Origin of the sequence: Marinomonas sp. SBI8L, from assembly GCF_001624705.1 — a bacterium.
Lineage (GTDB): Bacteria > Pseudomonadota > Gammaproteobacteria > Pseudomonadales > Marinomonadaceae > Marinomonas.
In genome coordinates, this window is record NZ_JSEO01000006.1 from 125,784 (window position 1) to 137,830 (window position 12,047).

A 12,047-nucleotide genomic window follows, 5' to 3' on the forward strand; every position below is an offset into this window, starting at 1 on the left:
ATGATGGCCTATTCGATAATGTAAGTTTTAGCTTGGGGAAGCTTGAGAAATGGCGTGACCGTATAGCTAGCGTTATAGGCTCCACAGTGATCGTAAACACAGATGTCGCCAGCTTGCGGCAATAGATGCTCATCCGTTTGCTTACCGATTACATCGTCTTTAGAGCAAGAGCTCCCGACATAAGTACAAGCACCCTTTTCCGTCTCATCAGAAGTAGCACCGATACTTGAGTCAGCATTAGGCTTGCGCCATAACAAAGGCGTTTTCAGTTTACGAAAGGTGTTTTCCGTTTGAGCCAATAAAAAGTTTTGATTAATACCACCATCACAAATAGCGAAGTGGTTACCCTCAATTTGCTTGGTGTATCGAACCCGAGCAGCAAAGTAGCCTGCACTTGCCATCAGGCCTCTGCCTGTTTCGTGGGCAAGGGTTATATGAGCAGGAAACTCGCCAAGAAGCTGGCGATAAGATTCAAAGTCAAACCCTTGCTCTTGCCACTGCTCGGAAAAACCACCGCCTAAATTGACAAAACTTAGCGCTTGATCATAAAGACGTTCCATTTCTGCAAGGATAGCGATAGCAGCCACGGCCGTGGCATTAGCCGCCTTAGTAAAACTATAAGAGCCGTTAAATAGATGGAATCCAGCTAAGGGGATATCAAACTCTCGACATAAGCGAATCGCCTTTGTCACTGTGTCCCAATCCATACCAAATTGATCAGCACGGATATTGGGCAAATCTTGATTAAAACGCTTTAGCACAGAAGAATTAATCCGCAAAAGGACAGGTTTTAAAGGGCGTTTACCGACAAATTCGCGCAAAGCTTCAAGCTGAACCAAGTTATCAAGAATAATGGTTGAACGTGATGCTACGGCAGCTCTTAGAAACTTCTTATCAGCAGAAGGGTTATTAATAAACTTCTCACTATCACCACCAGCCACAAGGTTAAGTTCGCCAATGGAGGCAACTTCGATACCACCATCAAGGTGGTGACTGGCTCGCATCAATAAATCCGCGTTGTTATTCGCCTTCATTGAGAAGATTAACTTGGTACCTAGCGCCTTGGATAAGGCCTGATAGTTTTGTGCTACTTGGGACACGCTATAGAGATAACATGGGGTCTCAATCTGCCCTGCATTCTCTTGCAATAAGGCCTTAATCTTATCCATTTGACTCACCTTTCATTCTCCAACTGCTTGATATTGGCCTGTTTGGGACGCAAAGAACCAAAGCGATGTGTTTTCACATCACATACAACAGGCTTATTGTTATTTTTAAAGCGTAAAAATGCTTGAAAGCTAACCAGAGGATAAGCTGGCCATTAGATGCTGCTTATCCACTTTACTATTTTGAGTTAAGGCTAATTCATCAATAAAAATCAGCTGTCTGGGTCGGTAGTTATCTTCAATTTGAGTGGTTAACCAATCTCTAAATGCTTTTTCTTCTTCCACACCAGGATTGATAAGCTGGACATTCAGGCAGGCAATTTCATCTCCCCATCTGTCTTTATGTGGCACGATGGCGCAAAGAAAAACATTTGGGTGCTGCTCAATTTGAGACTCAAGTTCTGCTGGGTACAGACAAAACCCAGCTTGCTTGATTAGGTCTTTAGAACGACCTTTGAAGAAAAAGTATCCATCCTCATCTTGGCTAAATAAATCCCCTGTGGCTAGCCAGTTATCATCTCGATAATCGCCCGCTAAAATACAGGCTCCGGCATTCGCCATACCAAAATAACCCTGCATCAAGCTTGCGCCACGAATAAAGAGTTCACCAATTTCACCTTGCTCAACTTCATTAAAAACAGACTCTTTTTCTCCTTTTACCGGGTTAAAAATCTTAGCCTCTAAACCCGGAATAGGCACTCCCACAGAACCTAATTTACGCAAGCTGTCTTCTGGCGGTAAATACAAAGCACGCTTGCATTCGGTCAACCCATACATGGCGAAGATTTGCAGCTGAGGTAATAATTCACTGAGCAATCGAATATTATCTTCGGCCAAGTGACCGCCCGTATTGGTCAGTTTTTTGAAATGAGGCAAAGGCTTTTTAAAGGTTTGAATCATTTTCGCGAGTGCACTCGCCATCGCAGGGACCACAGGTACTAAACTTGCTTGGCTCAACTCCAAGGCCTTAAGTACCTTGATAGGATGGAAGTCACCTTCGAATAAGGTTAATTGGCAGTCGTAAGCCAAACTAAATAGCAGTTGATATAAACCATAATCAAAAGATAAGGGTGATAAACACAGAATATGTTCTTCAGGGTGTAAAGAAAGATAATTACCAATCGAAAACATGGCATTTAAGACATTCGCATGGCTAAGCATGATGCCTTTGGGTTTACCGGTACTACCTGAGGTATAAATGATTAAAGCTAAGTCAGCACCCGTTACTCTGCGCTCACTTTTAAAATTAAACTTAGTGGTGCTAGTCTGTTTTCCATGAGCCTCATCTTGGTTTTTATTCAAAGGAGCTAAATGGATGAGTGCATCACCATGCAAACACACACTGGCATGGCAGTCTTGTGCGATAGCTAACCTAGCTTGCTCAGACATAGTATGTCTAACAGGCACTACAACTGCGCCTTTACTCCATAGGTAAAGCATATTCACTAATGTTTGAGGAGTCGGTTCATCTGTCACTAGAACTGCATCACCAAATTTTAAATTTGTTTGCTTATCTAGTCTGCTTTGCAATTGACCAGAATAAGATTCAAAACCTGCTAGATCAAACTGCTTGGCACTAGGGTAGAAACCAATCTTACCTTGCCATTTTCCTTTTAATACCTTGTGAAACAGGTCTGCCAATGTGAACAGCATACATTTTACTCCCTTAACATCCATTTAGTTTTGGCCATAAAAATCCGTTAGCGTTTATTCAACAATAAACACTTTATTGAAACTCAGCTAAAGGCAAACTAAAGAGAAAACACTTCAGATAAACATTCGACAAGAAAAGTAATTAGAGGAAAACCCTACTAGTTAAAAATCTAGAATACGAAAATCACCAAATGAAAAAACCAACTTTCTCAACCAAGCTTTCTTAAAAACAACTTAACCTTATTAGTCATTTTTTTATTTTCGATTAAATTAAAATCCATATTTTATTTTGTCAACTTAATTTTTATTGCAGAAAAATTAAAAACCTTAGATTCAAACAAAGCTTAAACAAACAATATTTTTTAATCTACAACAGAAAATGAACTCATATTTAAAATTCAAAAACATATATATAAAAAGCGTAAACTTTATGTTGTTAATATTTATATCAGTTAAAAGGTCTAAATTTATTTTATATAAATTCAATAGGTTAGATATTGCCCTTAACGTAAACTAAAGAGTTATGGAGATGAGTTAGCTATGTGTGGAATCGCTCTAATAGACAAGTAAAACTAGCTTAAAAATCACAATAAAATTCCATCTTTAAGACAATTCATGCACATAACCTGCACAAAAATCAAAGATGAAATTATTTTTTAAAAAATTAACTTTTTTATCCTTCGTACCAGATTTTAACTGAAAGAGACCACTCTAATCACTATAACCCTGGTTATATTTCGTACACCAGTTATTACATATAAGGCCAGTTATTAAAGCCAGGTAAAACCAAACCATTTAAAAATAGAACTATCGGTATCAAATTTTGAGATTGAATTAATATTCAAAGAGAAAAGTACTCTATAAAAATAAATTTTTTCATTTTCGTTTAGGTATTAATGTTTTCGTTTTTCGATATTATTACTATATTTGATAAGCCTAATACAAGAACCGACCGGTTAGTTTAATACCATAGGCTTTTAGTTATATTAAAGGACAAGTTAAAATAACTACATTAGACCAAAGAACTAGAAAGGTTATTTTTAATATAAATACATTATTATTAAACTGAAATTCAGATACCTCACACAGACTAATATCAGATTAAATAATGGATCTAATTAAACTATTTAGTCTATGAGTCGTAAAATAGTGATATTCAAGAAAATGAGAGAATAATTATCATTTAGAAAAAATCAGGCTAACGCTTTCCTCTTCCTCAAGCCTTTCAAGACCCCATTGTTTAAGGAACCACAATTAGGGAACCTGCTATTAAGTCACCTCTTCTCTTTCTTTACGCCAAGAGCCTTATCAATAAAATAACGATTAAGTTGCGCCCTTCGCTATAAATCTAACGGCTTTTATCCACACACGGAGGCAGGAGGACTGATTTGCAGATGCCTTAAGCAAAAGATCTTGGTGTGCTATTGAAGTAGCGTTTAAATTCACGACTAAATTGAGCTGGACTTGCGTACCCAACCAAAAGTGCAGCCTCGCTTGCTCGCTTACCTTCTAAGTTGATCAGATCTTTAGCTTTACTAAGACGTATCTTTTTTAGATATTGCAGAGGGGTTTCACTCGTCACTTCACGAAATGCACGATGAAAGCCAGACAAACTCATATGTACCTGTTGCGCGAGATCTTCAACTCTAATTTCGTCCGCATAAGCCAGATGTAAATGATTAAGCACTTTAGCTATACGGGCATAATGTCCATCATGCTGGGCAAGATCAAACAAGATATGTCCATGACGGCCTAATAGGGTGCGATAGACAATTTCCTTCACTATGCCCTCGCCTAAAACCTTGGCATCCCTGTCACAATGCAACACTTTAAGTAGGCGTGCTAATGCATCGTCTAATTCTTCATTAAGACTTTCAGATTGAAGCCCTAAATTAAGCTTTTTCTCTTTTTGTTCTTTGTTTTTAAGGTAAGGGGCGAATAGCTCGGCTTCGTGCCTGTGAGAAAAAGCACCTTCAGTTAATTGATTCACTAAGGTATGTAAAAGCTGAGCATCTACATCGATAGATAAGCCCAAAATGGGTTTATCATCTTGTGTATAGGCTTCGCACTCTAGCGGCATAGGCACGCCAACCACGACATAATCCCCTGCTCCATAAGTTACACTTTTTCCACCAAGATAGATCTTTTTATGGCCCTGTGCCATGGCGATAATCCCAGACTGATATAGAAAAGGTTGTCGCTTATTTCCAAGTGGGCTGCGATAAAAGTAGACGCCATCAACTAATGTTTTAGCGACACCATCAAGTTGGTTTAAATTTTTTTTATCGGCGTACGACTGCATTAGTAAGGCAAGTTTTGACATAAAAGACCCAGCTTGGTGTTCATTCAAACGTAAATTAAGCTAAATATAATTGATAATAAATAATGAGTAAAACAGAAATAGGCAAGTTTTATCTATTAAACACTCTACTTACGTCAAAAATGTAATGATATTATGCAATCATAAAATAAAGGCATTCACTTTAAGGGGAAGTGAACGCCTTTGTTCATTATCAGAAGACTCAAAGAGGTAAAAGATGGAATTTTCATATGTAAACCACACCCAGATACATTTTGGTAAAGGTCAAATTGCTAGCATTAAAAATAGCATTAGCCCCAATGATAAAGTCTTATTCATGTACGGTGGTGGCTCGATTAAAAAAAATGGCGTTTACCAAGAAGTTGTTGATGCTTTGTCAGACCATGCTTGGGTTGAGTTTTCAGGTGTTGAGCCTAATCCAACAATGGAAACCTTAGATAAAGCGGTTGCGCTTGTTAAACAAGAAGGCGTTAACTTTATTTTGGCGGTGGGCGGAGGCTCTGTTATCGATGGCTCTAAATATGTGGCAGCAGCTAGCCTTTATGATGGGGCTGGCTGGGATATTCTCGAAGGCAAACACTCACCTAAATCGGCTTTACCTATTGGCGCAATTTTAACATTGCCAGCAACAGGGTCAGAATCCAACCCTGCAGCTGTGATTACACGCGCAGCCACCCAAGAGAAGCTCTCTTTTTATAACCCAATTGTAAGACCGACTTTTGCTGTTCTAGATGCCCATGTGATGAAAACATTGCCTGAACGTCAATTAGCAAATGGCTTAGTTGATGCTTGGGTTCACGTGTGCGAGCAATACATTACTTATCCAACCGGAGCCATGGTACAAGATGGTTATGCAGAAACCCTGCTCAAGAACCTGCTTATCTTAGCTAAGGATTTTGACAATAGAGACAATGATGCTTGGCGTGAAAATCTAATGTGGACTGCCAATCAGGCACTGAACGGTTTAATCAGTGTGGGTGTGCCGCAAGATTGGGCAACCCATATGATAGGACATGAGTTTACCGCGCTTTATGGCGTAGACCATGCCCGTTCATTAACACTGGTACAGCCTTCACTCCTTCGTCATCAAATCGAAGCAAAACGTGGCAAGTTAGAGCAAATGGGTAAAAATGTGTTTGCTTTGAATGACTCAGAAACACTGGCTGAGCAAACAATCGATGCGATTGAACACTTTTATCAGAGTTTGAATCTAGAAACTCGCTTTAAGCCTGAAGGGGAAGATAAAACCAACAGCATTGAGAGGTTAATGGCTCAAATTGAAGCTCACGGCCTTACCGCGATTGGTGAAAATCAAGCACTTGGCCTTAAAGAAATTCGTGAAATACTTAATGCGGTGATTTTGTAAAATGCGTTCTTGCTGATCAGTACTCATAGCGACTGACCATTAGCCACTTTAGAGACAAGTCGCAGCTAATCATGGACATTTTGGTACTTATGAAAAAACATGTCATAAGTACCATCTTGTTTCATCTCATTTAAAATGCTGTCAATTTTATGAACATAGCTAATATCAGTACGTTTTTTTGAAAATAGAATATAAGTAGGCCATGTCAGCACAATGAGAGGACGAGATTGTTGCTCTTCTACAACAATATCTATCTCGCTATCTAAGCCGTTTTTCTGAATGTAATGCATTACAGGAAGGTAATCCCCAACAAACATATCCACTCTCTTATTCAAGAGTAAATCAATGCTTTGCTTCGTTGTTTCAGACTTAACGAGATAACTGAATTTGTCTCTATCTAAAGCTTTTCTAAAAACACCAGAGCCATATAAGTAACCTGTGCGAATTGCGATGGCTAATGACTTAACATTATCAAAATTGGCATTGACTTTAAGCTCATCGCCCTTACGCTTAAACAGCACGTATTTCTGAAGAATTAAAGGGCTTTCAACATAGTACCCCCAAACCTGCCTTGCTTCATTTTTACCCGCATTAAATAAGATATCGCTTGTACCAAATTCAACCGAGTTCACCGCTCTGCGCCAAGGATAAAAACTAAACTCAACACTGTGGTCGCCACTTCGCTTGATCGCTTCTTTAATAATATCGACAGCGATACCTTTTGCTTGGCCATTTTCCACATATTCATAGGGCGGGTAATCAAGCGTTGAAGCCTGTAGCGGGTCTGCTTTTACGTTTAGAGAAAACGCAAATAGAGCGCTAAAAACCAGCATATAAAAACTGTGTTTGTGATTTAATCGACAAGCCACACATTCACCTTTTATTGTTTTTATAGGATTCGTTTTTTAGAAATCTGAGGTTATCAAAGCACCCTATTACCTCAGTATTCCTGACAGTTTCACTGTTATAGACAAGACTGCTTTTTTAAATTCGGAATTTAGTTTTTACTCAATTTACTTGGTGGAAACCCCATCTCCCTCTTAAAAGCTCTTGAAAATGCAGCCTCTGAACTATAGCCCAACTCTTCTGCTAAATTGATCATAGGCTCACTTTTTTTCATAAGTCTTTGGTAAGCAAGCTTCATACGCCACTGAGTTAAATAGTTTTTGACTGTATTTCCTACCAATGAGGTGAAATGCGCCGAGAAGCCAGAACGTGACATACCACACTCTCTTGCCAGAGAATCTACTGTCCAATTTTTCTCGGGTTCATGATGGATTGCCCTTAAGGCTAAACCTAAATGCTTATCCTTAATCGCCCCTAACCAACCTTGATTCGCTTCTGGAGACTCTTCCAGCCAATGGCGAATCAGCTGTATCACTAAAATATCAGCAAGGTGGGTAATAATGGTTTCCCCACCTGGTTTTAAGTGGCGCGCTTCGTGGCTAATAAGGTGAAGACTTGATTTGATCCAATCGGCCTTTCCCTCTTCTAATTCCTGTAACAAAATCATCTTAGGTAGAGACTCAACCAATTGCATACCTGTCATCTGATCGAAGCTAAGAACACCACAGGTTAACTCTGTTTTTTCACCATTTCCTAATATGTCTAGGGTTTCATAACGCTCGCTAACTCGCTTAACACCTGAATCAAAAAAAGGGGTCGCTTCAAGGTTTGGGTTACTGGATAAGGTATGCCCTAGTCCATGGGGAATAAGAACAAGTGCGCCTTGTTGTAACGCTATAGGCACCTCATCTTTTACGCTTAACCAGCAGTTTCCTTTATTAATGATATGAAACATCATTTTTCCGGGCAATACAGGCATAGCGAGAGACCAATCCCCAGCAAGATGAGACCGACAATACAAGCTGCCATCTAGCCTGAGCTGATGTAGCACCTCACCAAGGGGATCATTAGCTAAGGGGTAAGCAGGATTATCCAATGTCATTTTAATTACCTTTTTATTTAGGAAGCCCGATACAAAGATTCAACTCAAAGCTCGACTCAAAACCTGTTTAGATAATTCATTTAGCGTTTTTGAAATGCGACTTTTCTTAGTTTAGACGAATTATCAAATTTCTTAGACACTAAAGCATTAACCATCTATCAAAAAACGAGAATACTAAGCGCTTAAGAAAGGTGCAATCCTAGGCTGCTTTTCTAAAGACTCCCCCAAGTTAATTTTAGAGGTTGATGGCAATGACAAATCGTACATTAATAATTGGTAAACAAGGTAAAACAGGCCGCCGTGTTGAAGAACGCTTAATCGCAGCAGGCCATGAAACTCGTGCCGTATCACGTAGCACGAATCCATCTTTTGACTGGCTAAAGCCTGAAACTTGGTTAGATGCAATACAAGGTTGCACTAGAGCTTATGTCTGTTTCCAACCAGACCTTGCCGTACCTGGTGCACAAGAAGCCATTACAGAGTTTGTTCGTCAGGCAAAAATTGCAGGTATTCATCACATAGTACTTTTATCTGGTCGTGGTGAAGATGGCGCTCAAAAAGCAGAAAAAATCTTGATTGATAGTGGTCTTTATTGGAATGTGGTTCGTGCTAGCTGGTTCTCACAAAACTTCAGCGAAGGCTTTTTAATAGATGGCGTTTTATCAGGACAAATCGCACTTCCTTCTGGCGATATTCCAGAGCCTTTTATCGATGTGGATGATATTGCTGATGTGGCTTTTGCTTGTTTGACTGAGAAACGCTTAATTAACCAAGTGTTTGAAGTGACAGGCCCTGAAGCAATCACCTTGAATGATTGCGCAAGAATTATCGCCAAGGTCACTCAAAGAGACATTCTATTTGTTTCTATCACGGCCGAGCAGTTCCTTTCTGCACTTGGCGAGCAAGGCCTACCGAGCGATGTCCTTTGGCTAATGAATGAATTATTCACTGTGGTAATGGACGGTAGAAATAGTGAGCCTCAAGATGGTGTTCAGAAAGCCCTTGGCCGACCTGCGACTTCATTCTTCGATTACGCCACCAAAGCCTTTGAATCAGGTGTTTGGTCTCTACCCACTCCTGAAGTAGAAAACGGTTAATGCCTGTTTTACACAGCGAATTTTTCATAGGGATAGCTGCCATCAGCACAGGCATGATGGCAGGCATTTACTTCGCTTTCTCCGTTTTCATTATGGATTCATTTAAAGCATTACCTAGCCCAACAGCCGTTGCTAGTATGCAAAGCATTAATAAAGTCATTCTTACTTCTGGCTTTATGCCCTTGTTCTTCGGCTCTAGCATATTGGCTCTAACGTTAATATTCATAGTGGACAACCCACTAGAAGCGCCTTGGGTAAAGGGGGCTGGGGCTATCTATGTCGTTGGCATGTTCCTATGCACCTTGTTTTTTAACGTGCCTTTGAACAATCGTCTTGAAAATGCCAAAGATGAAAATGAAGCTAGGCAGATTTGGCTTATGTACAGGGTAGAATGGACGCGTTGGAATCACCTAAGAAGTTTCAGCTCTTTTTTAGCCTGCATAGGCTATATTGTGGCACTTGTTTAAGTGGGCCTCTCAAACGGGTTTATAGCAAATTAAACCCGTTTTTGATTAGCCGCTTTTTTGCTACCTAATTATCTTACTCTCCTATACCTTTGCACTCTTAATCTAAGCAGCCTCTAATTTAAAAAGCGTTGAATCGCTTTACTGGCATTATCTTGAATTTTTTTATCATTCAGGTCTTTAAATAAGGGACCTTGCTCGCCAATTGGGCCTGTTAGCCCTTTTTTACTGGCATAGAAAACACCTGTTTGATACACCTCATTTTGCACAGCTTCGACAAAACGTTTTGCCCCAACTTCCACTTTATGCACCTTGCCTAGTAAAAGCATTAATCTCATCATGCCTTTCATCACATACTGTTTTACAGGTGACAAGGTATTAAAACCTTCTGTACCAGTCGTGCCGCCAGGGCTCATGGTAACAAAACGAATTTCAGGATAATCCCTTGCGATTGATGACATCCACAAGGCACCCATATATTTAATTGGGCCATAAGGAACAGTGGCATCTTTAACAGGGCCAAAGAAAGATCCATTACAGATAGAGACAAACTCTTCGATTGAGGAATGTTTCAACTCAGGACGTTTCATACCCATTTCTTTTACGCAACGAGCGGCTTCAGAGCCTGCATATAACGCCATTTTCGTTAGCTTATTCGCTTTTAATAAGGCATTTGTTAACGCTACATGGCCAAGCAAGTTAACAGCAAATATTTGCGTCACACCCTCTTTTGTTTTTTGATTAAATTTATCGCCACCCGTTCCTCCTGCGTTCATTACTAGCGCTTCAACAGGTTCAGGCAAAGACTCTACGGCTTGCTTAACTGAGTCCAAATCAGAAACATCGATTTGCAAAATTTCAAAGATATTACGCCCTGTCGCTTGCTCTAACTCGCGTTTAGCGTCACTCGCCTTATATAGATTACGACAGCCTAGATAAATCTTCTCAACACCTTCTTGTAACGCGAATTGTCTTGCGCTCTCTTTACCAAGCCCTGCGTTTGCTCCTGTAATTAAAATGCTTTTCATCATGTTCACCTATTATTTTGAATTTTTTAAAGTTGCCAGCTTAGATAACGCTCTAGCTTGGCGTGTTTGTATGGATCAAATATAAAGGGGTGAGAAAATGATTTTTTGATATTTCTTGCTAATGTGTTTTCTCAAACACATAGGTGCAAATCATTGTGATGAATAAAATCTAACTTTAAGAGTCGATCATTAAACAAAGACAAGTCAGCAAGAAATATCAAAAAATTAACATGGGCACTCTTTAAGATAGCGATAAATCAATTACTAACGAAAAGGAACCACCCATGACACGTTTTAATACCGCCGAGAGAAGAGTCTTCCAATTAAAAGGGAGCCTATGATTAAGTCACCTCTTCTCAGTCTTATCAGAAAAAGTATCAAGCAAGGCGTCACTTTGATCTAATGTAGGTACCTTACGAAAAGGGACAACGCAGGGTGTTACTTTTTCTGAAAGACCCGAAGGGCGTGATCTAAAAGCCCTATATTTACGTTAAGGGCCTTATTAATAGAATGACTATTAAGTTGCGACCCTCGCCATAAATCTAGGCACTTTTATCAACACGCTGAGGCGGGAGGACTTATTCATAGGCTCCCTTTGCCATACTGGCTTTTATCTGTTTTGTTCCCGGCGGCATAAGCGCCTTTGGTGGCCTAAATGCCAGCGCGGGAGTCTCTGGTATGGAGATGATCTTTGACCAAGACAGTCTATTAAGAGGCTTTGCTGATAATCAATATCGTTTTGGTTATGGTGTTTTCTTTACCCAAGGCTTGGTATTGGCTTTCTTTCTAACCAACATTGAAAAACATACTAACTTATTCCGCTTTGCTCTACTGGCTTTATTTATTGGTGGTATTGCAAGGGTCACTAACATCATGGAGTTTGGTATCGTCAGTGACAAAATCGTACCGCCAACCATTATTGAGTTTGCCTTGGTGCCATTATTAATCCTATGGCATTTGAGAGTGGCTAGAAAAGCCTAGAGACTCCGTCATTAAGCAATAAAG

10 protein-coding genes are annotated in these 12,047 nt (G+C 39.8%); 4 read left to right on the forward strand and 6 right to left on the reverse strand.

Features of this window, described 5'->3' with window-relative positions; all coding sequences use genetic code 11:
* Positions 1 to 8 precede the first annotated feature (8 nt).
* The 3 genes from OA91_RS10850 to OA91_RS10860 all read right to left on the reverse strand — a co-directional run bounded on the left by OA91_RS10850 (position 9) and on the right by OA91_RS10860 (position 5,142).
* Positions 9 to 1,169 (reverse strand): PLP-dependent decarboxylase, encoded by a 1,161-nt coding sequence (locus OA91_RS10850; protein ID WP_063338240.1) that lies wholly within the window; start codon positions 1,167 to 1,169, stop codon positions 9 to 11.
* Positions 1,170 to 1,298: 129 nt separating this feature from the next.
* Entirely contained in the window at positions 1,299 to 2,819 is a 1,521-nt protein-coding gene (locus tag OA91_RS10855) for a class I adenylate-forming enzyme family protein (RefSeq protein WP_063338241.1), read from the reverse strand.
* A gap of 1,399 nt (positions 2,820 to 4,218) precedes the next feature.
* The gene (locus OA91_RS10860; protein ID WP_063338242.1) at positions 4,219 to 5,142 is read right to left on the reverse strand and encodes an AraC family transcriptional regulator; all 924 of its coding nucleotides are present in this window, start codon (positions 5,140 to 5,142) and stop codon (positions 4,219 to 4,221) included.
* Positions 5,143 to 5,356: 214 nt separating this feature from the next.
* On the opposite strand from OA91_RS10860, the gene OA91_RS10865 reads away from it, so the two are divergent.
* On the forward strand, positions 5,357 to 6,505 hold the full coding sequence (locus OA91_RS10865) for an iron-containing alcohol dehydrogenase (RefSeq protein ID WP_063338243.1): 1,149 nt from the start codon (positions 5,357 to 5,359) through the stop codon (positions 6,503 to 6,505).
* A 65-nt stretch (positions 6,506 to 6,570) separates the two neighbouring features.
* Here the strand turns inward: OA91_RS10865 and OA91_RS10870 are convergent, their stop codons facing one another.
* Positions 6,571 to 7,374 carry a substrate-binding periplasmic protein gene (locus OA91_RS10870; protein WP_063338244.1) on the reverse strand — a complete coding sequence of 268 codons (804 nt, stop codon included), beginning with the start codon at positions 7,372 to 7,374 and terminating at the stop codon, positions 6,571 to 6,573.
* 128 nt (positions 7,375 to 7,502) lie between these two features.
* Complete coding sequence (locus tag OA91_RS10875; RefSeq protein ID WP_063338245.1) at positions 7,503 to 8,453, reverse strand: AraC family transcriptional regulator; 951 nt, start codon at positions 8,451 to 8,453, stop codon at positions 7,503 to 7,505.
* Positions 8,454 to 8,704: 251 nt separating this feature from the next.
* Between OA91_RS10875 and OA91_RS10880 the strand changes: the two genes are divergently transcribed.
* Both OA91_RS10880 and OA91_RS10885 read left to right on the forward strand, forming a co-directional pair.
* Positions 8,705 to 9,550, forward strand: coding sequence for an NAD(P)H-binding protein (locus tag OA91_RS10880; RefSeq protein WP_063338375.1), 846 nt, complete (start codon positions 8,705 to 8,707; stop codon positions 9,548 to 9,550).
* The gene (locus OA91_RS10885) at positions 9,550 to 10,017 is read left to right on the forward strand and encodes an anthrone oxygenase family protein (protein ID WP_046016474.1); all 468 of its coding nucleotides are present in this window, start codon (positions 9,550 to 9,552) and stop codon (positions 10,015 to 10,017) included. The genes OA91_RS10880 and OA91_RS10885 overlap by 1 nt, the downstream gene beginning before the upstream one ends.
* A 113-nt stretch (positions 10,018 to 10,130) precedes the next feature.
* On the opposite strand, the gene OA91_RS10890 is transcribed toward OA91_RS10885, so the two are convergent.
* Positions 10,131 to 11,042, reverse strand: coding sequence for an SDR family NAD(P)-dependent oxidoreductase (locus tag OA91_RS10890; RefSeq protein WP_197477793.1), 912 nt, complete (start codon positions 11,040 to 11,042; stop codon positions 10,131 to 10,133).
* Between the two features lie 633 nt (positions 11,043 to 11,675).
* On the opposite strand from OA91_RS10890, the gene OA91_RS10895 reads away from it, so the two are divergent.
* Positions 11,676 to 12,023, forward strand: coding sequence for a DUF4345 domain-containing protein (locus tag OA91_RS10895; protein ID WP_231870364.1), 348 nt, complete (start codon positions 11,676 to 11,678; stop codon positions 12,021 to 12,023).
* Positions 12,024 to 12,047 lie beyond the last annotated feature (24 nt).

Bases quoted from the DNA above. Each gene is read 5' to 3' on its own strand.
- OA91_RS10850 (WP_063338240.1), bottom strand. From the start codon at position 1,169: ATGGATAAGATTAAGGCCTTATTGCAAGAGAATGCAGGGCAGATTGAG.
- OA91_RS10855 (WP_063338241.1), bottom strand. From the start codon at position 2,819: ATGCTGTTCACATTGGCAGACCTGTTTCACAAGGTATTAAAAGGAAAA.
- OA91_RS10860 (WP_063338242.1), bottom strand. From the start codon at position 5,142: ATGTCAAAACTTGCCTTACTAATGCAGTCGTACGCCGATAAAAAAAAT.
- OA91_RS10865 (WP_063338243.1), top strand. From the start codon at position 5,357: ATGGAATTTTCATATGTAAACCACACCCAGATACATTTTGGTAAAGGT.
- OA91_RS10875 (WP_063338245.1), bottom strand. From the start codon at position 8,453: ATGACATTGGATAATCCTGCTTACCCCTTAGCTAATGATCCCCTTGGT.
- OA91_RS10880 (WP_063338375.1), top strand. From the start codon at position 8,705: ATGACAAATCGTACATTAATAATTGGTAAACAAGGTAAAACAGGCCGC.
- OA91_RS10885 (WP_046016474.1), top strand. From the start codon at position 9,550: ATGCCTGTTTTACACAGCGAATTTTTCATAGGGATAGCTGCCATCAGC.
- OA91_RS10890 (WP_197477793.1), bottom strand. From the start codon at position 11,042: ATGAAAAGCATTTTAATTACAGGAGCAAACGCAGGGCTTGGTAAAGAG.